The sequence below is a fragment of the Paracoccus sp. SSJ genome (assembly GCF_030234105.1).
GTDB classification, from domain to species: Bacteria; Pseudomonadota; Alphaproteobacteria; order Rhodobacterales; family Rhodobacteraceae; genus Paracoccus; species Paracoccus denitrificans.
The window spans coordinates 1-20,671 of the sequence record NZ_JASSPE010000022.1 but is presented as its reverse complement, the minus strand read 5'-3'; the positions used below and the strand labels follow the sequence as shown (position 1 = coordinate 20,671).

At 63.2% G+C, this 20,671-nt stretch carries 21 protein-coding genes and 1 pseudogene; 10 read left to right on the top strand and 12 right to left on the bottom strand.

Going from position 1 to position 20,671, the window contains the following annotated elements; translation table 11 throughout:
- Positions 1-106 precede the first annotated feature (106 nt).
- Together QPR87_RS19520 and QPR87_RS19515 are read right to left on the bottom strand one after the other, a co-directional pair.
- Positions 107-355: a hypothetical protein gene (locus QPR87_RS19520; RefSeq protein ID WP_285050947.1), complete on the bottom strand. Its 249-nt coding sequence runs from the start codon at positions 353-355 to the stop codon at positions 107-109.
- Between the two features lie 121 nt (positions 356-476).
- Positions 477-674 carry a hypothetical protein gene (locus QPR87_RS19515; RefSeq protein WP_010400443.1) on the bottom strand — a complete coding sequence of 66 codons (198 nt, stop codon included), beginning with the start codon at positions 672-674 and terminating at the stop codon, positions 477-479.
- 714 nt (positions 675-1,388) lie between these two features.
- Between QPR87_RS19515 and QPR87_RS19510 the strand changes: the two genes are divergently transcribed.
- The 7 genes from QPR87_RS19510 to QPR87_RS19475 all read left to right on the top strand — a co-directional run bounded on the left by QPR87_RS19510 (position 1,389) and on the right by QPR87_RS19475 (position 8,538).
- On the top strand, positions 1,389-1,751 hold the full coding sequence (locus tag QPR87_RS19510; RefSeq protein ID WP_285050943.1) for an ArsR/SmtB family transcription factor: 363 nt from the start codon (positions 1,389-1,391) through the stop codon (positions 1,749-1,751).
- Complete coding sequence (arsC, locus tag QPR87_RS23775; RefSeq protein WP_502921627.1) at positions 1,744-2,697, top strand: arsenate reductase (glutaredoxin); 954 nt, start codon at positions 1,744-1,746, stop codon at positions 2,695-2,697. Before QPR87_RS19510 ends, arsC begins: the two co-directional genes overlap by 8 nt.
- A gap of 12 nt (positions 2,698-2,709) precedes the next feature.
- On the top strand, positions 2,710-3,783 hold the full coding sequence (gene arsB / locus QPR87_RS19495; protein ID WP_285050942.1) for an ACR3 family arsenite efflux transporter: 1,074 nt from the start codon (positions 2,710-2,712) through the stop codon (positions 3,781-3,783).
- Complete coding sequence (gene arsH / locus QPR87_RS19490) at positions 3,780-4,487, top strand: arsenical resistance protein ArsH (RefSeq protein WP_285050941.1); 708 nt, start codon at positions 3,780-3,782, stop codon at positions 4,485-4,487. Before arsB ends, arsH begins: the two co-directional genes overlap by 4 nt.
- A gap of 213 nt (positions 4,488-4,700) precedes the next feature.
- Complete coding sequence (locus QPR87_RS19485; RefSeq protein ID WP_285050940.1) at positions 4,701-5,546, top strand: chromate resistance protein ChrB domain-containing protein; 846 nt, start codon at positions 4,701-4,703, stop codon at positions 5,544-5,546.
- Entirely contained in the window at positions 5,543-6,907 is a 1,365-nt protein-coding gene (chrA, locus tag QPR87_RS19480; RefSeq protein ID WP_285050939.1) for a chromate efflux transporter, read from the top strand. Before QPR87_RS19485 ends, chrA begins: the two co-directional genes overlap by 4 nt.
- A 947-nt stretch (positions 6,908-7,854) precedes the next feature.
- A complete protein-coding gene (locus QPR87_RS19475) occupies positions 7,855-8,538 on the top strand; it encodes a UPF0149 family protein (RefSeq protein ID WP_074991450.1) in 684 nt (227 codons plus the stop codon).
- Between the two features lie 143 nt (positions 8,539-8,681).
- Here QPR87_RS19475 and QPR87_RS19470 read toward each other — a convergent pair whose 3' ends face one another.
- The gene (locus QPR87_RS19470) at positions 8,682-10,988 is read right to left on the bottom strand and encodes an AAA family ATPase (RefSeq protein ID WP_285050936.1); all 2,307 of its coding nucleotides are present in this window, start codon (positions 10,986-10,988) and stop codon (positions 8,682-8,684) included.
- Positions 10,989-11,365: 377 nt separating this feature from the next.
- On the opposite strand from QPR87_RS19470, the gene QPR87_RS19465 reads away from it, so the two are divergent.
- The 3 genes from QPR87_RS19465 to QPR87_RS19455 all read left to right on the top strand — a co-directional run bounded on the left by QPR87_RS19465 (position 11,366) and on the right by QPR87_RS19455 (position 14,168).
- A complete protein-coding gene (locus QPR87_RS19465) occupies positions 11,366-12,010 on the top strand; it encodes a ceramidase domain-containing protein (protein WP_104494149.1) in 645 nt (214 codons plus the stop codon).
- Positions 12,011-12,148: 138 nt separating this feature from the next.
- The gene (locus QPR87_RS19460; protein WP_243786355.1) at positions 12,149-12,376 is read left to right on the top strand and encodes a hypothetical protein; all 228 of its coding nucleotides are present in this window, start codon (positions 12,149-12,151) and stop codon (positions 12,374-12,376) included.
- A 19-nt stretch (positions 12,377-12,395) separates the two neighbouring features.
- Entirely contained in the window at positions 12,396-14,168 is a 1,773-nt protein-coding gene (locus tag QPR87_RS19455) for a recombinase family protein (RefSeq protein WP_285050932.1), read from the top strand.
- Between the two features lie 88 nt (positions 14,169-14,256).
- Here the strand turns inward: QPR87_RS19455 and QPR87_RS19450 are convergent, their stop codons facing one another.
- The 9 genes and pseudogenes from QPR87_RS19450 to QPR87_RS19410 form a co-directional block, all read right to left on the bottom strand.
- Positions 14,257-14,478: a DUF2274 domain-containing protein gene (locus QPR87_RS19450; RefSeq protein ID WP_285050929.1), complete on the bottom strand. Its 222-nt coding sequence runs from the start codon at positions 14,476-14,478 to the stop codon at positions 14,257-14,259.
- A gap of 2 nt (positions 14,479-14,480) precedes the next feature.
- Positions 14,481-15,176, bottom strand: coding sequence for a TraB/TrbI/VirB10 family type IV secretion system protein (locus tag QPR87_RS19445; protein ID WP_285050982.1), 696 nt, complete (start codon positions 15,174-15,176; stop codon positions 14,481-14,483).
- A pseudogene (gene trbE, locus QPR87_RS19440) lies at positions 15,170-17,293 on the bottom strand (conjugal transfer protein TrbE); the annotation flags it as partial. The gene QPR87_RS19445 and the pseudogene trbE, both read right to left, overlap by 7 nt.
- 11 nt (positions 17,294-17,304) lie before the next feature.
- Complete coding sequence (locus QPR87_RS19435; protein WP_285050927.1) at positions 17,305-17,583, bottom strand: VirB3 family type IV secretion system protein; 279 nt, start codon at positions 17,581-17,583, stop codon at positions 17,305-17,307.
- Positions 17,583-17,915, bottom strand: coding sequence for a TrbC/VirB2 family type IV secretion system protein (locus QPR87_RS19430; protein WP_285050925.1), 333 nt, complete (start codon positions 17,913-17,915; stop codon positions 17,583-17,585). The genes QPR87_RS19435 and QPR87_RS19430 overlap by 1 nt, the downstream gene beginning before the upstream one ends.
- The gene (gene trbB / locus QPR87_RS19425; protein WP_502921629.1) at positions 17,912-18,847 is read right to left on the bottom strand and encodes a P-type conjugative transfer ATPase TrbB; all 936 of its coding nucleotides are present in this window, start codon (positions 18,845-18,847) and stop codon (positions 17,912-17,914) included. The genes QPR87_RS19430 and trbB overlap by 4 nt, the downstream gene beginning before the upstream one ends.
- 189 nt (positions 18,848-19,036) lie before the next feature.
- Positions 19,037-19,501 carry a ribbon-helix-helix domain-containing protein gene (locus QPR87_RS19420; RefSeq protein ID WP_285050922.1) on the bottom strand — a complete coding sequence of 155 codons (465 nt, stop codon included), beginning with the start codon at positions 19,499-19,501 and terminating at the stop codon, positions 19,037-19,039.
- A gap of 10 nt (positions 19,502-19,511) precedes the next feature.
- Complete coding sequence (locus QPR87_RS19415; protein WP_285050920.1) at positions 19,512-19,724, bottom strand: hypothetical protein; 213 nt, start codon at positions 19,722-19,724, stop codon at positions 19,512-19,514.
- Positions 19,725-19,764: 40 nt separating this feature from the next.
- Positions 19,765-20,565: a LysE family translocator gene (locus tag QPR87_RS19410; protein ID WP_285050918.1), complete on the bottom strand. Its 801-nt coding sequence runs from the start codon at positions 20,563-20,565 to the stop codon at positions 19,765-19,767.
- Between the last annotated feature and the right edge of the window lie 106 nt (positions 20,566-20,671).

Here is a 20,671-nt window from a genome sequence, read left to right as displayed (position 1 = left end):
AGAAAGAAATCTCGGTGACGACGAGGCGGTTCTGCAACGGCAGGATGAGGTCAGCGCAGTCGATGGCCGTTACGACGAGTTTTGCGTCGGTCGGCTTTTGCGATTCCTATTCAGGCGCGGGATCGGTTCTTTCCGCTGCCGCGTCGATCCGGTCGGCCCATTCGATCAGCAATCGCGCTGCGCCGAAATCTCCGTGCCTGTCGCGCTTCTGGGCGGCGAGAGCGAGGTGTTCCCGCAGATCCGTCGTCATGAGCAGGCCGGGCCGCTCGGTGGCCAGAAAGAGCATTTGCAGCAGGTGCTCTATGGCGGCTTCGTATTGTTCCGGGCTTTCGATTGCCACCTTCCTGCCTTCCATCGGTTGCTGCCTGGCGACTCGTGTCAGGCGATTGCTGGTTGCCCCAAAGGACGAAGACCGGATACCCGTTTTGCAGCGGTATCGGCCGGCTTGACCGTCAGCATGGCTGGCGCGTGTCGCGTCACCAGTCCCGGAACCGCTCGAACAGCCCGGACGTGCAGGATCTGATCGGAATGAGCCGGGTTGTTCCGTCGTCATGGACGAGCTTCACCAGATCCCCATTCTGGAAATGGCGGATCCCCTCAAGATGCCACGGCGGCTGAGCAAAGATTTCGGTAGCTCCGGTGAGCGCGTCGGTCAGGGCAACACGTTTGGTCATGGAAACCTCGCTATCTGGACGAGCGAAAACGGCGGACCTGGATCCGCCGCTTCACCTTCCAGCTTTTGAATGCCGCATACCAGCGCAGATTTGGACCACGCCTTGGTGCGGCAATTTACCGGAAGATCGGGGGTCCGCAGGTTTCCGCCCGCTTCGCCTTTCGAATGGCAGCCGGCCGTCATCTGTGGTCAGCAGGCTTCCGCATGGGGTCGTCTTTCGGATCGTTGTCGCCCTGCTGCGGGGCTTCCGGCAGCTCGCCCTGCTGGCCCTGACGGGTGTCCCTCGGGTCCAGAGTGTCGTTCTTTGGGCCGGTGCCCACAATGGGGTCCTCCATGGCACCGCCCGGAGATCCCGCTCGGATGAACAAGACATGGGGTCGAAGGGGTGGAATTGCGCCCTCCGGATCGAAACTATCGTGCAAGCTGGTCATATGGCTGGAAAGAATGTTGCGCCGGTCTGGTGGCACCTAAAGCGCCGCCAGCGTCGTTACCGACCGTCGGGGTCCGCGCCCTCGAGATACGATGATGTCACGTCAGCTATTTCCTCCGCGCGTCCAGGACATGGGTAACGAGACTTTACAGATGCTGAACTGCGTCCGCTTCAAGGTTGACCTTCCGCGGATTCCCCGAGCAGCCGTCGTCGAAACGCACCTGCTGGCTTGACAACATCAGGTCTCACCTTCATTGTCTCAACATATCTTGAGGGGTTGATTCGATGGAAGAGCACCATGCCCTTGCCGGCTTCGCGGCGCTGTCGCAGGAAACCCGGCTGCGCATCGTCCGGCTGTTGGTCAAGGCCGGGCCAGATGGCATGGCGGCCGGGACCATCGGCGAGGCTCTGGGCGGCGCCAGCACCTCGCGGCTGTCGTTTCACCTGGCACATCTCGAACATGCCGGGCTGATCCGGTCCCGGCGCGAGGGGCGCTTCATCATCTACAGCGCCGTCTTTGCGACACTGGCAGGGCTGATCGCATTCCTGATGCGCGATTGCTGCGACGGCCACCCCGAGATCTGCGCGCCGGTCGCGGCCGCGCTGTCCTGCTCCTGTGAACCCGGCAAGGATGCCCTGTATGGCTAACGCCTCGCCTCGTGTCTTCAACGTGCTGTTTCTCTGCACCGGCAACTCCGCCCGCTCGCTCATCGCCGAAAGCGTGCTGCGCAAGGAGGGCGGCGCGCGGTTCCGCGCCTTCTCGGCCGGCAGCCAGCCGAAGGGAGAGGTGCATCCGCGGACCCTGAAGATCCTGCAGAACTACCATTACCCGACCGAAGGGCTGCGCTCGAAAAGCTGGGACGAATTCGCCGCGCCCGATGCGCCGGTGATGGATTTCGTCTTCACCGTTTGCGACGACGCGGCGGGCGAGGCCTGTCCCTATTGGCCGGGCCAGCCGATGACGGCGCATTGGGGCCTTCCAGACCCGGCAGCCGCGACCGGCAGCGAGTTGCAGCGCGACATGGCCTTCATCGAGACGCTGCGCTACATGAAGGCGCGCATCCAGGCCTTTGCCGCCCTGCCGATCGGCACCCTCGATCGCGCCAGCCTCGTCTCCAGGCTGCACGAGATCGGACGCTCCGAAGGCGCGGCCGGGGCGGGGGCCGACATGGATGTCGTGATCTATCACAACCCGGACTGCGGCACCTCGCGCAACGTGCTGGCGCTGATCCGCAATGCCGGGATCGAGCCGCATGTGGTGGAATATCTCAAGACGCCGCCCTCGCGCGCGATGTTGAAACAGCTTATCGCCCGCATGGGCATCGCCCCGCGCGATCTGCTGCGCCAGAAAGGCACGCCCTATGCCGAGCTTGGCCTGGACGACCCGGCGCTGACCGACGCCGCGCTGATCGAGGCGATGCTGGCGCATCCGGTGCTGATCAACCGGCCCATCGTGGTCAGCCCCAGGGGCGTGCGGCTTTGCCGGCCCTCGGAACAGGTGCTGGACCTGCTGCCGCCGCAGCGCGCCGCCTTCAGCAAAGAAGATGGTGAGCAGATCGTGGATGCCCAGGGCAACCGTATCCGCCCGGCCTGAAAGGAACAGATGATGACCCCCGACAGCCCGGCCCGCCGGCTTTCCTTTCTCGACCGCTACCTGACCTTGTGGATCTTCGCGGCCATGGCGCTCGGCATCCTGCTGGGCACGCTGTTCTCCGGCCTGCCGGATGCGCTGAACGCCATGGCGGTGGGCTCGACCAATATCCCCATCGCCATCGGCCTGATCCTGATGATGTATCCGCCGCTGGCGAAGGTCCGCTACGAGGACCTGCCCCGGGTCTTTGCCGACAAGCGCGTGCTGGTGCTGTCGCTGGTGCAGAACTGGCTGATCGGGCCGGTGCTGATGTTCGCCTTAGCGGTGATCTTCCTGCGCGACCAGCCGGAATACATGACCGGGCTGATCCTGATCGGCCTGGCGCGCTGCATCGCCATGGTGCTGGTCTGGAACCAGCTGGCGCGCGGCGACGGGCAATATGTCGCCGGGCTGGTAGCGTTCAACTCGATCTTCCAGATCCTGTTCTTCTCGACCTATGCCTGGCTGTTCCTGACCGTGCTGCCGCCCCTGTTCGGACTGGAGGGCAGCGTGATCGAGGTGGGCTTCCGGACGGTGACGGAGGCGGTGCTGATCTATCTGGGCATCCCCTTCGCCGCCGGTTTCCTGACCCGGCATGTGCTGATCCGGCGCAGGGGAGAGGAGTGGTATCGGGACGTCTTCCTGCCGAAGATCAGCCCGATCACGCTGGCCGCGCTGCTCTTCACCATCGTGGCGATGTTCAGCCTGAAGGGCGGCGATGTCGTGCGCCTGCCGCTCGACACGATCAGGATCGCCTTGCCGCTGGTGCTGTATTTCGCCATCCAGTTCGCCGTCAGCTTCGCCATGGGCCGCCTGATCGCCCGGGACTATCCGCGCAGCACCGCCATCGCCTTCACGGCGGCGGGCAACAATTTCGAGCTGGCCATCGCCGTCGCCATCGCCGCCTATGGGCTGGCCTCGCCCGTGGCCTTCGCCGCGGTCATCGGCCCGCTGGTCGAGGTGCCGGTGCTGATCCTTCTGGTCAACGCCGCCCTGTGGCTGGGCCGCCGCTGGTTCCCCGCAGCAACCCCGCAAGAGGCCCGCGCATGATCCCCGACCTGCCGAACCTGTCGCCCGACTGCCTGCGCGCGCCCGCGATCCCGGACATTCCCCGCGCGACGCATCCGCCGCGCATCCTGCTGCTCTACGGCTCGCTGCGCGAACGCTCCTACAGCCGCTTCGCCACGCTGGAGGCCGAGCGCCTGCTGCGCCATTTCGGCTGCGAGACGCGGGTGTTCCACGCCAACGGCCTGCCGCTGCCCGAGGATGCCGACCCGTCGCATCCGAAGGTGCAGGAGCTGCGCGACCTGTGCCTGTGGTCCGAGGGCCAGGTCTGGACCAGCCCGGAACGCCACGGCGCGATGACCGGGGTAATGAAATCGCAGATCGACTGGATCCCGCTGTCGATGGGCGCGATCCGGCCGACGCAGGGCCGCACGCTGGCGGTGATGCAGGTCTCGGGCGGCTCGCAGAGCTTCAACGCGGTGAACCAGATGCGGGTGCTGGGCCGCTGGATGCGGATGCTGACGATCCCCAACCAGTCCTCGGTCGCCAGGGCGTATCAGGAATTCGACGAGGCCGGCCGCATGCGGCCGTCGAGCTATTACGACCGCATCGTCGACGTGATGGAGGAACTGGTGAAGTTCACCCTGCTGACCCGCGACCTCTCGGCCTTCCTGACCGACCGCTACAGCGAGCGCAAGGAAGCGGCCGCAAAGCTCGAGGAACGGGTAAACCTCAAGGCTGCGACATGAGGCCGGAGAGGCCCGATATCGGGTGGGAGCGATCGCGAGACGCACCCGGATCGCACCGTAAAGGGCGACCGAACCGGGTCTGAACCGGGTAACCGTCTTGACATTCCATCGTCGTCGTCGGAATTTTCCGGCATGGGGTCTTGCGACGCCCCACGAGGCGCCAGCCGAAGTTCGCGTTCCATTCCGACGACTCACTCAATGGAGGGAACGCAGATGCCTGCGCCTGACGCCATAACCTGCGACAAGCTCGCCAAGCTGATCGGCACCGCACGATGCCCCGTCGTCCTCGACCTGCGCCGGGCGGATGCGAGAGACACCGAACCTCGTCTCATCCCCTCTGCCCGATGGCTGGCTGAGAATGAAATCGCCCCTGCAGCGCTTTCGGAGCTGGCCCGCAGCCTGGACGGTCCGGTGGTGGTCCTTTGCGCCGAGGGATACGGGCGCAGTCAGGGCGTCGCCGCCTGGCTGCGCCATGAAGGGGTCGCAGCCGAGTATCTGGAGGGAGGCATGGCGGCATGGCTCGCCGCCGGCCTGCCACTCGTCACGACCACGAAGATCACCGGCCATGATCCGCAGGGCCGCAGCCTGTGGGTGACACGGGCGCGGCCCAAGATCGATCGCATCGCCTGCCCCTGGCTGATCCGGCGCTTCATCGATCCACGGGCGGTGTTTCTGTTCGTCGCCCCGGCCGAGGTGCCCGCAGTGGCCGAGCGGTTCGGCGCCATGCCCTTCGATGTCGAAGGCGTGTTCTGGAGCCATCGCGGCGAGGACTGCACCTTCGACACGCTGCTGAAGGAAACCCGGTTGAGCATCCCGGCGCTCGACCGGCTGGCTTTGATCGTGCGCGGCGCAGATACCGCCCGCCTGGACCTCGCCCCCGAAGCGGCGGGCCTGCTTGCGGCGTCCCTGGGCCTGTCGCGGATGTATTCCGACGATCTGGAGCAACTCGATGCCGGATTGCAGCTCTATGACGCTTTCTACCGTTGGGCGCGCGATGCCACGGACGAGATCCACAACTGGCCCACCAACGCCAGGGGTACGGGCCGGAGCGCGACATGAAACGGCGTGATGGATTTCCAACGCTGGGTCAGGCCACCGGGGTCTGGGCCAGGATCGCCGCGCAGAGCTTCGGCGGGCCGGCCGGCCAGATCGCGGTGATGCACCGGATACTGGTCGAGGAGCGGAAATGGCTCGGGGATGCGCGATTCCTCCATGCCCTGAACTTCTGCATGTTGTTGCCCGGTCCCGAGGCGCAGCAGATGGCGACCTATATCGGCTGGCTGATGCACGGCGTGCGCGGCGCGCTGATCGCGGGGATGCTGTTCATCCTGCCGGGTTTCATCGCCATGATGGTGCTGAGCTGGGTCTACGCGCTCTATGGCGACGTGCCGGTTGTGACCGCACTGTTCTTCGGGCTGAAGGCTGCGGTGCTGGCGATCGTGCTGCAAGCGGTGTTCCGCATCGGCAAACGCGCGCTGAAGAACAAGGTCATGCTCGGCCTGGCCGCCGCGTCCTTCCTGGCCATCTTCCTGTTCGATGCACCCTTCCCGCTGATCGTGGCGCTGGCGGCGGCCATCGGCTGGATCGGGGCAAAGGCCGGGATTGCGGCCTTCCGGGGCGGCGGCGGACATGGCTCGACAGATGGCGCACATGTCAGCGACGCCGACACGATCCTTGGCGAAGACCTCGATCTTCCGCCCTCGGCGCGCAGAAACGCCTTCCGCGCGGGATGGGCGGCGGTCGCGCTCTGGCTGTTGCCGGTGCTGCTGCTGGTCGCCCTGGTGCCCGGCAGCGTCTTCACCGACATCGCGCTCTATTTCTCGAAACTCGCGGTGCTGACCTTCGGCGGGGCCTATGCCGTGCTGGCCTGGGTCGCGCAGGAGGCGGTCGGAACCTATGGCTGGTTGGAACCGGGTGAGATGCTCGACGGTCTCGGCATGGCCGAAACCATGCCGGGGCCGCTGATCAAGGTGCTGCAATTCGTCGGCTTCATGGGTGCAATGCGCGAGGCCGGATGGGCCATGCCGCTGCTGGCGGCAACGCTCGGGGGCATCCTGACGACATGGGTGACCTTCGCGCCCTGCTTCGCCTGGATTCTGCTCGGGGCACCGTTCATGGAAGGGCTGCGGGAAAACCGGGCGCTCGCGGCGGCGCTGGCTTCGGTCACCGCGGCGGTCGTGGGGGTGATCCTCAATCTCGCGATATGGTTCGCGATCCATGTGGCCTGGCGCGAAGTCGAGCCTTTCAATTGGGGGCCGGTCTCGACCAGCATTCCGGTGCTGGAAACACTGGATGGGTGGGCGATGGCCCTTTCGGCGCTGGCGATCCTCGCGGTGTTCCGTCTGAAGCTCGGCATCGGCCTCGTGCTTGGTGGTGCGGCACTGGCGGGCCTCGGCCTGCACCTGGCCGGGGCGATCTGACGGCGGATGGCGAGGCCGCTGCCCGAACCCCGAAGAAACCCGGCTATCCGCGATGCCAGGGCGGATGCGGGTCGCCCACGATCAGTTGATGGTGGTGCCTGCCCTGGCCCGCATCACATGGGGATGGTCGGGCGGCATGGTAACGGGCAACGTGACGCTCACCTTGCAGCTCGGTGGCGAGTACAGCCGGTTGACCACACCTGGGAATAGTGAACGGAACATCCGGGGCCGATCACTTGCGCCGGATCAGTTCCAACGGCAGCAATGGACTCTCGAGCAACATGCTGCGGGACAGCAAGTGGCAGGTTTGGCTGAGCCGGGCGATCTGCCCCCGGACAGGCAAGGTCGGCCCATTGCTGCCTTTCACACCCGAGCTGGTCGCTGCGGTGCGGCTTCCCCAGAACGGTCATTTGTGATTGCGGCGACCCTTCTCGCATGGCAAGCCCGGAAAGCGGAAAAGAGCTGATTTTCGCGCTGTGGCTCGCTATATCGAGGAGTAGTGAAGGGTGTTCACAAAATTTGGTAGGATCGCAGGCGTTGGGGCCGTTGCTATTGGCATCGTAGCGATCATCGGATCGTTCGTTGTTGCCCCCGATGTGCTGGCCCCCGACTTTGATCGGACCTCTATGGCACAGTCGGCGCTCTGGCTTTCGCAAGGTTCAGCGTTGGTGTTCTTCGGCTTGGTCCTCGGGGTCCTTTGTGAAATTAGCATCAAGTTAGGCAAATAACACCCGCTGGGAACACGGTGAACAAGAGCGAGTTCTTAGGCACTCACGGCACTTTGCAGACGTTGGCGCGACGATCTGATGCTACGTCGCGGCTTCACCACTGCGGACATTCGGGGTGCCTGCAGCAATCTTCCTGTCCGAGCTTGAAGCAGGCTTCGCGCGGATTGCGGGTTGGCGTCGCGCAGAGTAAAAAATTCCGAGCAACACCGGGAGGTATTTATGGACCAGTCCGATCAGGAACTCGAGCGTCTCAGCGCGCTGTTGCATGCGCTGCCCATCGAGAACATGCCCATGACGCTCAGTGAACTTGATGGCTACGTAGTCGGTGTTCTTGCCTGCCCGGATATGATCCCGCCCTCGGAATGGATGTCCCATGTCTGGGGAGAGACAGGTGAGGCAAATTTTCCCGATCAGAAAACCGCCGAAGCCACGGTCGGTGCGGTCATGGCTCACTACAACTCGGTTGCGGAGGCGATGACCCGCTCACCTTGGATCGAACCCATCTACGAGGTTGACCCCAACAGTGATGAGGTGATGTGGGAGCCTTGGATCGATGGCTTCACTCGCGCTATGGGGCTAAGACCGGATGCTTGGGATCGACTGCTCGCTCAGGCCGACGAAGAGACGCGGACGACGATGATCTTCTTGATGGCGCTTCAGGAAATATACACTGGCCACAGCAAGTTCACGGATGAGGAGATCGACGAAATCGACCTTGAAGCACCCAATCTGATCCCGAACTGCGTTGCGACGATACTCTATCAGTCTCGTCCCGAGCTTTCCCGCATGGAGCCCGCAAATCGTTCCGAGATGCCGTTCAACGCCGGTCCCCGGCCCGGGCGGAACGACCCATGCTCCTGTGGGGCGGGCCGCAAATACAAGCAATGTTGCGGTCGGAACTGACCGATCGCCCAAGTCTCTCACGGCCCTTTGCGCTCACTCATGATTGTCGCAGCGGATGGTCGCTCCCAGCTCGATTGCTGCCCATCGCCCTATGCGAAGCGAGCGACCACATCCAGCCTTGAATGGCGCACTACTGCCAGCTTTCAGTCGGCGACCGGTTTCTTCACAATCCGCAGCATTGCATCGTAGTGCTTTCTGTCACGCTCCCGAATATATTTCATTGCGCCATTTGCTGCGCGATGGCTCTCTTCGACGGTAAGTGCCGGAAGCGAATTCACAGCTTCAATGTCACCATGCGACTCAATTTGACAAACTCGCTCAAGTTGGTTCATTTCCGCCTGATCTAACCCGTTGATCTTCCCAGAGTCGTCAAATAGCGCTTCGGCGAAACTGGATTTGTCTGGTGCGGCGAATGCTGTGAATATCTCTAGAAGTTTCCGGATCGCGTTGGGCAACAAATACAGATAGTCGGTGCTCTGCTGGTCTGAAGCCCCGAACACAACAGAGAAAAGGTATTGGTATTCTGAGTCGTACTTCGCCAAGTGCGACGGCATCTTCACCAGCGCAGATTTGCGACTGCCTTTTCCGTCGTCGCGGCAATCCACGAAAAGTAATCCTTGAGGAATCGTATCGCCGAAGTTGACCCCCCGGAAGAAGGCCCGCTTCGCCATGTGCATGAGCTTAAGGTTATGGGTTAACAGGATGACTTGCGCGACACGTTTGGTGTGCTTCTTGATCAGGCCGAACGCGTAGGTCTGGGCATTGCTGTCGAGGCTCGACACCGGGTCGTCGATTACAACAACGAGCTTCTTCTTGTCCCGACCTTCGGCGCCAAATTGAGTTAGGAAGAAGCAGAAGGTAAGCGCGGTTTTCTCGCCTTCGCTGAGGTTCTGCGCGATCGAGCCATCCGCGCGAACCAATTGATACCCTTCGTCCTTTGCCTCTAACCGGATAGAGTTGTGCCCGAGGTACTCGTGAAGTAATTTATTGAGCTCATTGGCCGCAATTCCATGTTTGCGAATTGCATTGCGCAACGTTTCGGCCTTCTCTTTCAGGTCTTTCGCCGTGCTTTGTGCCTTTTGAGCAACCTTTTCAGCCTCCTCCGCTTTTCTTTTCAACTGGCGGTATGAATTTTGCTCGGCGAAAAGCACATGGCCCTTCAACGCGTTGGCGGCGTCGTCTTTGCGCTGCCTAAACTGATCATTAATGGAATTGTGCTCACTGATAACGGTGAGCAAACGGTTCTTGGAATCGTTGAATCCATTTAACCAGTCAGCTTCCAAGAGCTTGGTCACGTTGTCGGGAACCGCTTGACTTTCCATAGGGTTCCGTTGGCGTTCCGCAAGCGCTTCTTGCAGCTGCTTTATCGCCGTGCCGGTGGAAATAAGCTCAGCGCGAAACGCCTTTTCGACCTCGCTGAAGCCTTTGGCTAGAGTGGGTTGAATGGCTGACAGCGATGGAAATCCCTCTAGCCATCCTCTGAGCAGCGAACGTGACCGCCCGCACCATTCAATAGCTACTGTGACCGCGTTTGTTTGCTCTTGCCAGCTCTCGCTGAACAGGGCCGCCAGGGTCTTTCTTCGTTGGTCTGATATCTGATTGCCACAATGAAGGCATGACCCGAGCTGGTTTTCTTTATGGTATTGGTGGCCTTCTGCTACCCACGCCAACATGTTGGGGTGGGCAGTGAGGTCAGACGAAAGCTGCGCGGAGAAGTCCCGCCGCACCAGCTCACAAGCAGTTTGCAACTCGTTCTGAAAACTCTCCGGCAGTTCGAGTGCTAGGTTGATTTTCGGGAGAGGCTCGGACTGACGAATGATTGCGCGGCACTCGTCAATCCTGTCTTCCGCGAGGTTGTCTTGTTCCGTGAACTCTTTTTCAGAGTACTCGCGATCGACATTTCCTCTATTGAATTGCTGAGTGTAGCCAGTGCCCCTGGCTTCGCGAACGCGTCCGCCGATCTCGGTGCCTTTGTCTTTGTATTCTCTTTCTGCGGTGTCCTGCCTTGTCTTGGCTGCGCGAGCCTCGGGTGAGGCAGTTTCCAGATCGGCTTCCAGCTGGCGAAGCTCGTTCACCTTTTCGATGTTCTCTTCGTCGATATGGAAGATCGGCAACGCCGAACCTTCGTCCCACCGGAAGTTTCGGGAAATGAAGTCCGAGTTGAAGACTAAGAGGTGGTTTCCGAGCGGATGCATGAAATCGGCTTCTGTCGCGGTAGTGCCGTCGGAAAACTTGACCTGGAACGACGCACCCTTGCCGAGGCCATCGACCGGAGCGTTTGCTTCGAGTGAGGAGAAGACGCGGGACAGGCTGGTCTTCCCTGTTCCGTTAAACCCATAGACAATGGTCTTGCTTGCGAAATCGGCATCAGGGCTCTCAGGTTTGTGGCCATGCCAAATACCAACGCCCGTGATGTAAGCCAGCTTCTCTAAAATCGTGCTTTCTGGCATTACTCTTCCGCCATAATTTCTTGCGATCATAATACATTAACATGCTAGCACATATTACGATGGGTTGCCAACAATTCCCGACGTCGGCAAATGCTGGCCGCACTGTGCGTACCCGGGTCTGACACCACAAACGCCATGCCTGCACACTGCAGTATAGCTGCCGTTCGTCCAAGGCGCGGCGAACTTCCGCTTCCCGCCCAGTGCGGCGATCCACCTTCACAACAGCGGAGCACTTACCTTCCTTCGCCTGGGTCCGTATCCTGCACGGGGACGATGAGCCTGGATGGACGACAATGGATGATCACGGATATCGCCCCGGCCTCGCGGGCACTGCGCCCCGCACAGCTGCATCCTGACCTTTGTCCGGGAGGATTCCGATGACCTGGCTTGCCCCTGTTGACGCCTATTGCGAACGGACCCGTCCCGAATACTGGTCCGAGCCGATCAATGCGGTGACAAACCTGGCCTTCCTGATCGCCGCCCTGGTCCTGTGGCCGCGGCTGAGGGGGCCGGAGATGGCGATGGGCCGGGTGCTGGCGGCGGCGCTGTTCGTGATCGGCATCGGCTCCTGGCTGTTCCACACCCACGCGAACCGGTTGACCGGGCTGATGGATGTGCTGCCCATCGTCGCCTTCATCCTGCTCTATGTCTTCGCCGCCACCCGCGACTATTTCGGAGCGCGCCCGTGCCTCGCCGCCCTGGTGACGGCGGGCTTCATCCCCTATGCCGCCGCGACGGTGCCTCTGTTCTCGACGATCCCCGGCCTCCGCTCCTCGGCAAGCTATGCGCCGGTGCCGCTTCTGATCCTGATCTATGCGGCTCTGCTGCGCAAACGCCTGCCCGAGACGGCGCGCGGCCTCGCCATCGGCGCCGGGATCCTGATCGTCTCGCTGATCTTCCGCACGCTGGATCAGCCTCTCTGCGATGCCCTGCCCTTCGGCACGCATTTCCTGTGGCATGTCCTCAATGCGCTGATGCTGGGCTGGATGATCGAGGTCTGGCGCCGGCATCGGTCGCGCTGATCCCGGATTCCGGCAAGTCATTGCGCGACGCCGGAGCGCGCCGCTCTACGCCACCCTGCCCTGCCGCACCCCGGCCCATGCCATTCACCGCCGATTATTCCACAGTGATTTCCATTGCTTATGCGGATTTCGGCGCCGATGCTGGCGATTATGACCTTGCCAGCTTCCCGAACCCAGGCCACGATGACGCGCAGCGAACGCGAGGCGCTGCTCGACGCCTTGCTGCTCGGCGAGCCGGAACTCGGCTTCACGCCCCGCGGCAATCCCGACCCGCGCCTCGTCAGACTGGTGCGCCTGCTGGGCAGGCAAGCCGCCAGAGACAATTTCGAGGCGCAGAACAAGACCAGAGAACCCGGCGCCTCCTGATCCGACAGGGAGAGCCGCCATGAAGGTTGCCGTCTACGCCCGCTATTCCTCGGACCAGCAGCGCGATGCGTCCATCGCCGACCAGTTCCGCATGTGTCGGCTGCGGGCCGAGAAGGAGGGCTGGCAGGTGGTCGAGGAATATTCCGACCATTCCATCTCCGGCGCCAGCATGATCCAGCGTCCCGGCATCCAGGCACTGGTCATGGATTCGACGCGCGGCCGCTTCGACATGGTGCTGGCCGAAGCGCTGGACCGGATCAGCCGCGACCAGGAGGACATCGCCGGCATCTACAAGCGCATGCGCTACGCCGACGTGAAGATGTTCACCCTGTCCGAGGGCGAGATCAGCGAGCTGCATGTCGGGCTGAAGGGCACCATGAACGCGCTGTTCCTCAAGGACCTGGCCGACAAGACCCGGCGCGGCCAGCGCGGCCGCGTCGAGGCCGGTAAATCCGGCGGCGGCAATTCCTACGGCTACGACGTGGTCAAGAAGTTCGACGGTGATGGCGAGCCGATCCGCGGCGACCGGATGATCAACGCGGTGCAGGCCGAGGTGGTGCGCCGGATCTTCCGCGACTACGCGGCCGGCAAATCGGCCAAGGCCATCGCCGTCGCCCTGAACAGGGACGGCATCCCCGCCCCCTCGGGCGGCGACTGGGGCTTCAGCACCATCAACGGCAACCCGAAGCGCGGCAACGGCATCCTCAACAACGAGATGTATGTCGGCAGGATCGTCTGGAACCGGCAACGCTTCGTCAAGGATCCCGATACCGGCAAGCGCCAGGCCCGGCTCAACCCGGAAGAGGACTGGGTAATCCAGGAGGTGCCGGAACTGCGCATCCTCGACGACGATCTCTGGAACGCCGTGAAGGCGCGGCAGAAGACCAATACCGTTGCACGGGACGCGCGCGGCATCGCCGACGTGCGCAAGGTGAACTACCGGCGGCGGCCCAAATACCTGTTTTCGGGGCTGACGAAGTGCGCCTGCTGCGGCGGCGGTTACTCGGCGATCTCGAAGGAGCTGATCGGCTGCTCGACGGCGCGCAACAAGGGCACCTGCGACAACCGGATGAACATCCGCCGCGACGAGCTGGAATCTCGGGTGCTGAACGCGCTGCGCACCCGCCTCGTCGACCCGGAGCTCTTCGCGGAATTCTGCGACGCCTACACGAGGGAGACCAATCGGTTGCGCATGGAAAGCGGCGCCGGCATCGACAAGGCCGAGGCCGAGCTGAAGCGGATCGCCCGCGAGGAGGAGAAGCTGATGGATCTCTACATGCGGGACGCCATCTCGATCGAGGCGGTGAAGGAGCGCGGCGACAAGCTGCGCGCCCGCAAGGCGGAGCTGCAGGATTTCCTGGCCAGTACCGACGAGCCCCCGCCCCTGCTGCATCCGTCGATGGCGCTGCAATACCGGGCACGGGTGCAGCAGCTCTACGAGACGTTGCAGGGCGACGACGAGACGCAGCGCATCGAGGCGGCGGAGATCATCCGCTCGCTGATCGACCGGATCGTGCTGACGCCGGGGGCGGACCGGATCGAGATCGACGTTCAGGGCGATCTTGCCGGAATCCTTACACTTTCCGCGCAAAGCAAAAACCCCGCGGCGGATGCAGCGGGGTCGCAAGTAAAGATGGTTGCGGGGGCAGGATCAAATCTTTACTTGCGCCCCGAGCAAGTAAAGATGGTTGCGGGGACCGGCGTCGATCATAACTTGCAATCGACGCCGGTAAAGATGGTTGCGGGAGCACGCAGCCTACGAGACCGACATTCGCTGACTGTCCCCATCTGAAAGCTAACGCAAGGCAAAACTGGTTCCCGTTTAGGGCTGGCGATGTCGGGATAAAACCTACAGAAAAACGCGATCAGTTTCGCCCGGATCAGGCGGGCGGTGACTGTCGCTTTGCCTTGGCGAAGCCGCGATCGGTGGCGATGAAGCGTTCGAGCATCGGCACGATCAGCTTGGCCGGCTCAACCGGCGTGCCGCCTGCGGCGAGCAGACGGCCGTATTCGGTGAGATCGCGATAGAGTGCGGCGGGCAGCTCCAGCGAGATTTTGAGGGGTTTGTCGTCGGCGATGGGGCCGAGCTTCAGTTTGGCCATGGTCAGCTCCTGTAGGGTTCGAGCACCAAATCCTTGGTGACGATGACGCGGACCGGGAAGCCGGGCCGGATGGTCAGGGTCGGCGGGACCTGCAACTGACGCTGGACAATCTGCTGACCCGCCTGGTTGACCGTATCCTGCGCACCGTCCCGGATGGCGCGGATCAGGCGGTCATTGTCGTCGGTGGCGAGTTCCGCGCCGACGCCGAGGAGCGTCGAGAGCGCGGCGGCCTTGGCGAGATCCCACCAGTGGTAATCGACGCCATCCTCCAGACCGGCATAGCCCTGCGTGTCCGCGCCCGGCTGGCGTTCGAGAACGATCGAGCGGCCGTTCGGCATGATGAGGCGGTTCCAGATGAGCAGCACGCGGCGCTGGCCGAACTGCACGGCATTGTCGTACTGGCCGATGAGCCGCGTTCCCTGCGGTACGAGCAGGATACTGCCGGTCGGGCTGTCATAGATATGTTCTGTGACTTGTGCGGTGATCTGGCCGGGAAGATCGGAGCGGATGCCGGTGATGAGCGCCGCCGAGATGACGGCCCCGGCTTGCAGCACGAAGGGCGAGGCCGGCGGCGTAACGCGGTCGGGCGTGACGGTGCGCCGGTCGGCCGCCGCGTTGAGGAACGCAAGTTGCCTGTCCTGAGCGGTTGGTTGCTCTGCCGCGGCGCTACCGGGGTCAACCCCCGCGAGGCCGGGCATGACTCCTGGCGTCGCGGCTGCCGTCGAGCCCTGCCGCGATTGGAAGAAGACGGTGCTGAGCCGTGCGGCTTCCTCCTCGGCGCGGCGGCGCTGCTCACCGATGCGTTTTTCTTGCGCAGCGTCTTCAGCCATTCGCGGAGCTGGCCGGCGAAGCCTTCATCGTCCAGCGCCAGCCAGCCTTCGTCGATGATGAGCAGTGTCGGCCGTCCGTCCAACCTGTCGCCGATGCGGTGGAAGAGATAGGACAGGACGGCGGGCGCGGCCCCGGTCCCGATCAAGCCTTCGACCTCAAATGCCTGCACCGCGGCCGAGCCGAGATGTTCGACCTCGGCGTCGAGCAGCCGGCCATAAGCGCCGCCGACACAATATGGGCGGAGCGCTTGCTTGATGTCGTTGGACTGGAGCAGCACCGCGAAGCCGGTGATGGTGCGTTCCTCGACCGGCGCTGACGCCAGCGAGGTCAGCGCCGTCCAGATATGCTCCTTGACCTCCGGCGTGATCGTGATGCCTTCGCGCATGAGGATCGCGACGATCCAGTCGGCCGCCCAGGCGCGCTCATAGGTGTCGTGGATGCGCGCGAGCGGCTGGAGCGAGACCGAGGCGTCCGAGCCCTCGGTCAGTCCGCCGCCGAGATCGTGCCAGTCGCCGCCCATGGCAAGCGCCGCCACCCGGATCGAGCCGCCGAAGTCGAAGGCGAACACCTGGGACCGCTCGTAGCGCCGGAACTGGAGCGCCATCAGCGCGAGCAGCACGGATTTGCCCGCGCCGGTCGGGCCGACGACCAGCGTGTGGCCGACATCGCCGACGTGGATGCTTAGCCGAAACGGGGTCGAGCCTTCGGTCTTGCCATACAGCAAGGGGGGCGCACCGAAATGCTCATCCCGTTCCGGCCCCGCCCACACGGCAGAGAGGGGGATCATGTGGGCGAGATTGAGCGTCGAGATGGGCGGCTGGCGGACGTTGGCGTAGGCATGTCCGGGGAGCGAGCCGAGCCAGGCATCGACCGCATTGACGGTTTCGATCATGGCCGTGAAATCGCGGCCCTGAATGACCTTCTCGACTAGGCGCAGCTTCTCGTCGGCGAGACGCGGATCGGCGTCCCATACCGCGATCGTCGCGGTGACATAGGCCAGGCCGGCGACGTCCTGACCAAGTTCCTGCAAGGCGAGATCGGCATCGGCCGCCTTGTTCGCGGCGTCGGTGTCGACCAGCGCCGATGCCTCGTTGGTCATCACCTCTTTGAGGATCGCGGCAATGCTCTTCCGCTTCGCGAACCACTGGCGGCGGATTTTGGTCAGCAGCTTTGTCGCGTCGGTTTTGTCGAGCAGGATCGCCCGCGTGCTCCATCGATACGGAAAGGCCAGACGGTTGAGGTCGTCCAGCAGACCGGGAGTCGTCGCGGTCGGAAAGCCGATCACGGTGAGGATGCGCAGATGCTCGGAGCCGAGGCGCGGTTCCAGCCCGCCGGTCAGCGGCTGGTCGGCGAGCAGCGCATCGAGATAGATCGGGGTCTCGGGCACTCGCACGCGATGCCGGTTGGTCGAGACGGTCGAATGAAGGTAGGTCAGCGTCTCGCTGTCATTGAGCCAGGCGCATTCCGGCATGAAGCCGTCGAGCAGCGCCAGTACGCGATCGGTGCGGTCCATGAAGGTGCGCAGGATCTCATGCGGATCGACGCCGGAGCGCTCGCGGCCTTCGTATAGCCAGGTCTCGGCGCGGGCGGCTTCCTCGGCCGGCGGCAGATAGAGAAAGGTCAGGTAGTAGCCGGAGACGAAGTGAACGCCTTCTTCCTCGAAATCGGCCTTGCGCTCGGCATCGACCAGGCCGGAAGCGGCATCGGGGAATTGGTCCGCCGGATAGGTTGCGGCCTCGTGGCGCTGGGCTTCGACGAAGATGCTCCAGCCGGAGCCGAGACGGCGGAAAGCGTTGTTGATACGGCCAGCGACCGCGACCAGCTCGGCGGCGACGGCGCTGTCGAGATCGGGACCGCGAAACGTCGCGGTGCGCTGGAAAGAGCCGTCCTTGTTCAAGACGACGCCGGGGCCGACCAGCGCGGCCCATGGCAGGAAATCGGCAAGGCGGCTGGCGCTGCGGCGATACTCGGCGAGGTTCATCATGTGCGCCTCCTTCAGACCGACAGGTTGGCGGGGATGCGCAGATGCCGGCGGCCGGCTTCCACGAAGAGCGGATCGCGTTTCGCGGCCCAGACGGCTGCGAAGTGGCCGATGGCCCAGATGGCGAGGCCGACCAGCCAGAGGCGCAAGCCGAGGCCCACAGCCCCGGCCAGCGTCCCGTTAAGGATCGCGATGCTCCTTGGCGCACCGCCGAGCAGGATGTGCTCGGTCAGCGCGCGGTGAACCGGGACGGTGAATCCCGGCACATCCAGTTGTTCGAAAGCGACCGCCATCAGACGAGCGCCCCGCCGCCGAAGCTGAAGAAGCTGAGGAAGAACGAGCTGGCCGCAAATGCGATCGACAGGCCGAACACGATCTGGATCAGCTTGCGGAAGCCGCCGGACGTATCGCCGAAGGCGAGCGCCAAGCCCGTTGCGATGATGATAATGACGGCGACGATCTTGGCCACGGGGCCTTCAATCGACTGAAGGATTTTCTGAAGTGGCGCTTCCCACGGCATCGAGGAGCCGGAGGCGTGCGCAGCAGGAACGAGGACGAGATTGACATAGGTGACGGCAGCAGCGGTCGCGACGGTGCGACGGACGCGCATGGGAATGCGGATCATGAAGGGTCTCCAATATGGTCAGGGGTTGCGGGGCTGATGCGGTAATCCCCGTCCGGGCCGAGCCCATCGACACGGGCGAGTTCGGCGAGCCGGCGCGCGGAGCCGCGGCCGGAGAGGACGGCCACGAGGTCGATCGTCTCGGCGATCAGCGCGCGCGGGACGGTGACGACGGCCTCTTGAATGAGCTGTTCGAGCCGGCGCAGCGCGCCGATGCCGGTGCCGGCGTGGATCGTTCCGACGCCGCCGGGATGGCCGGTGCCCCAGGCTTTGAGGAGGTCCAGCGCCTCGGAGCCGCGCACCTCGCCGATGGGGATGCGGTCGGGACGCAGGCGCAGCGAGGACCGCACGAGATCGGAGAGCGTGGCGACGCCTTCCTTGGTCCGCATGGAGACGAGGTTCGGCGCGGCGCATTGCAGTTCGCGTGTGTCCTCGATGATGACGACGCGATCGGCCGTCTTCGCCACCTCGGCGAGCAGCGCATTGGTCAGCGTGGTCTTGCCGGTCGAGGTGCCGCCCGCGACGAGGATGTTGGCGCGCGCCGTGACCGCTTCGCGCAGGGTCACGGCCTGATCGGCGCGCATGATGCCGGCGCGCACATAATCGTCGAGCGTGAAGACGGCGACGGCGGGCTTGCGGATGGCGAAGGCGGGTGCGGCGACGACAGGCGGCAACAGGCCCTCGAACCGCTCGCCGGTTTCCGGCAGCTCGGCCGAGACGCGCGGGGACCGGGCATGAACCTCCGCGCCGACATGATGGGCGACCAGGCGCACGATGCGCTCGCCATCGGCGGGCGAGAGGGTTTCGCCGGTGTCGGAAAGTCCTTCGGAGAGGCGGTCGATCCAGATGCGCCCATCAGGATTGAGCATGACTTCGACGATGCTGGCGTCGTCGAGATAGCGCGCGATGGCCGGGCCGAGCGCGGTGCGCAACATGCGCGCGCCGCGTGCAATGGCTTCCGGTTTTTGATGGCTGGCAATCATATCGGCCCCGTTTCCTCACGAGGCGCGACAAACGGTCCCCGGATCGGGGTCGATTAAAAGAGCCTGAAATCAGGCCGGTTCAACAAGTATCTAAAGCCGTGCGGGGATCGGCGGCCATCGGCGGCGAATAGGATGGGTCGGTTATTCTGCTGGGTCGCTGTTGGTCTGCGGCGCGAGATCTTCGCGACCTAGCCGAACCGAATCGAGATCGCGCGAAAGCTCTTTCAGGAACCTGTCGCCGGTCGCAAGGCGCTTGCCGAGCGTCTGCATGAAGCCCTCGAACCGCTCCAGGCCCTTGGCGCGGCCCGACGCCTGCGCGGCGTCGGGCAGAACCGGGGTAAAGGTCAGCCAATAGCGGACGAACAGCGAGACGGCCTCGCCGAGCACGGCGAGATCTTCATCGAGCGTGTCGATCTGGCGGCCGAGCTTGTCGAGGCGGCGCGACATCGCCGCCTCCAGCTTCTCGGTCGTATCGCCGGAGAGGAAGGACGCCACAGCGGCTTCGACGATGGCGGATTTGGAGATGTTCCGGCGCAGCGCCAGCGCCTCGACCTGCTTGAGCAAGGCCGGGTCGAAATAGACGTTCATGCGGGTGCGGGGCGTCATGGGCGGCTCCTCAAAGCTCTATGCCGTCGCCGGGGTCGAGCGAGGCTTGCCGCGCGACCATCCGCATCCGCGCCCGCATGGCGTTGGCCTTGGCGGCGTCGACATCGGGTTCGTCGTCCAGAAGCTCGAACTCCTGGGCGGGCGATGGCGGCGGCGGCAGGATTTCTTCATGCTCGGGCAATTCCGGCTCGCGGCGGATGGCGGTATGAGCAGCGGCAGGCATTGAAACGATAGAGAAAGGAAAGGCGCGCTCATCGGTCTCTTCACGGCCCCTGATGATCGAGCGCCAACTTGACGGCTAGCGCAGCCAAAACACCTGCCATCATTCGTCGCTGGAATTTCAACCAGGTCGGACGTGTCGAGAACCAACTCGCCACAGACCCTGCCGTACAAACGATTGCGAGATTGACGGAAAAGCTCACCGCAATCTGCGTCAGGCCCAATGTGAAACTCTGAAGCAGAAGATGCCCTTTCGTCGGATCGATAAATTGAGGAAGCAACGAAAGATAAAGCAGTGCGATCTTCGGATTCAGTAGGTTGGTGACAAATCCCATGAGGAACAGTTTTCGGGGGCCATCAATGCCCAAATCAGTTCTTGGAGAGAGGACAGACGTTGCGCCAGGTCTGATGGCGTTCCACGCCAGATAGAGGAGATACGCCGCGCCGGCCCACTGAAGAGTTTCGTATGCGTAAGGTACGGCCAGCAGGATCGCTGTTAGCCCGAATGCTGCGCTCACCATGTAGAAGACGAAGCCGAGTATTACCCCGAGCAACGAAATAAACCCCGCCTTCCGCCCCTGAAGAATAGAACGCGTTAGCAAATAGATCATGTTGGGGCCTGGGGTGAGCACCATCCCAAGCGAAACCAATGCAAAAGCTGACAAACTAACCAGGGACACCATTAAAAAAACGCTCCAGACAGGTTCCCTAGTAATATTGCCCCGACTACGATATCGGTGCAAAATAAATATTGCACTCGGAGCAATTGAATGAGTGACTTCCGCGAGATTGCCGATGCGATCGCATGCGACATTGCCTCTGGACAGCGTTGTTGCAGAACTCATGAGCTTCCGGGATTCACGGCGTGAATCCGGTGGGTTAAGAGCCTGCCATGAGCAAGCCCGAACCTGCCCGCTACCGTACGACCAACTGGAAATCCTATAACGACGC

Excerpts from the sequence above, each read along its gene's own strand:
- QPR87_RS19520 (WP_285050947.1), bottom strand. The coding sequence starts at position 355 with ATGGAAGGCAGGAAGGTGGCAATCGAAAGCCCGGAACAATACGAAGCC.
- QPR87_RS19515 (WP_010400443.1), bottom strand. The coding sequence starts at position 674 with ATGACCAAACGTGTTGCCCTGACCGACGCGCTCACCGGAGCTACCGAA.
- QPR87_RS19510 (WP_285050943.1), top strand. The coding sequence starts at position 1,389 with ATGGAAGAGCACCATGCCCTTGCCGGCTTCGCGGCGCTGTCGCAGGAA.
- arsC (WP_502921627.1), top strand. The coding sequence starts at position 1,744 with ATGGCTAACGCCTCGCCTCGTGTCTTCAACGTGCTGTTTCTCTGCACC.
- arsB (WP_285050942.1), top strand. The coding sequence starts at position 2,710 with ATGACCCCCGACAGCCCGGCCCGCCGGCTTTCCTTTCTCGACCGCTAC.
- arsH (WP_285050941.1), top strand. The coding sequence starts at position 3,780 with ATGATCCCCGACCTGCCGAACCTGTCGCCCGACTGCCTGCGCGCGCCC.
- QPR87_RS19485 (WP_285050940.1), top strand. The coding sequence starts at position 4,701 with ATGCCTGCGCCTGACGCCATAACCTGCGACAAGCTCGCCAAGCTGATC.
- chrA (WP_285050939.1), top strand. The coding sequence starts at position 5,543 with ATGAAACGGCGTGATGGATTTCCAACGCTGGGTCAGGCCACCGGGGTC.
- QPR87_RS19475 (WP_074991450.1), top strand. The coding sequence starts at position 7,855 with ATGGACCAGTCCGATCAGGAACTCGAGCGTCTCAGCGCGCTGTTGCAT.
- QPR87_RS19470 (WP_285050936.1), bottom strand. The coding sequence starts at position 10,988 with ATGCCAGAAAGCACGATTTTAGAGAAGCTGGCTTACATCACGGGCGTT.
- QPR87_RS19465 (WP_104494149.1), top strand. The coding sequence starts at position 11,366 with ATGACCTGGCTTGCCCCTGTTGACGCCTATTGCGAACGGACCCGTCCC.
- QPR87_RS19460 (WP_243786355.1), top strand. The coding sequence starts at position 12,149 with ATGCTGGCGATTATGACCTTGCCAGCTTCCCGAACCCAGGCCACGATG.
- QPR87_RS19455 (WP_285050932.1), top strand. The coding sequence starts at position 12,396 with ATGAAGGTTGCCGTCTACGCCCGCTATTCCTCGGACCAGCAGCGCGAT.
- QPR87_RS19450 (WP_285050929.1), bottom strand. The coding sequence starts at position 14,478 with ATGGCCAAACTGAAGCTCGGCCCCATCGCCGACGACAAACCCCTCAAA.
- QPR87_RS19445 (WP_285050982.1), bottom strand. The coding sequence starts at position 15,176 with ATGCCCGGCCTCGCGGGGGTTGACCCCGGTAGCGCCGCGGCAGAGCAA.
- QPR87_RS19435 (WP_285050927.1), bottom strand. The coding sequence starts at position 17,583 with ATGGCGGTCGCTTTCGAACAACTGGATGTGCCGGGATTCACCGTCCCG.
- QPR87_RS19430 (WP_285050925.1), bottom strand. The coding sequence starts at position 17,915 with ATGATCCGCATTCCCATGCGCGTCCGTCGCACCGTCGCGACCGCTGCT.
- trbB (WP_502921629.1), bottom strand. The coding sequence starts at position 18,847 with ATGTTGCGCACCGCGCTCGGCCCGGCCATCGCGCGCTATCTCGACGAC.
- QPR87_RS19420 (WP_285050922.1), bottom strand. The coding sequence starts at position 19,501 with ATGACGCCCCGCACCCGCATGAACGTCTATTTCGACCCGGCCTTGCTC.
- QPR87_RS19415 (WP_285050920.1), bottom strand. The coding sequence starts at position 19,724 with ATGCCTGCCGCTGCTCATACCGCCATCCGCCGCGAGCCGGAATTGCCC.
- QPR87_RS19410 (WP_285050918.1), bottom strand. The coding sequence starts at position 20,565 with ATGAGTTCTGCAACAACGCTGTCCAGAGGCAATGTCGCATGCGATCGC.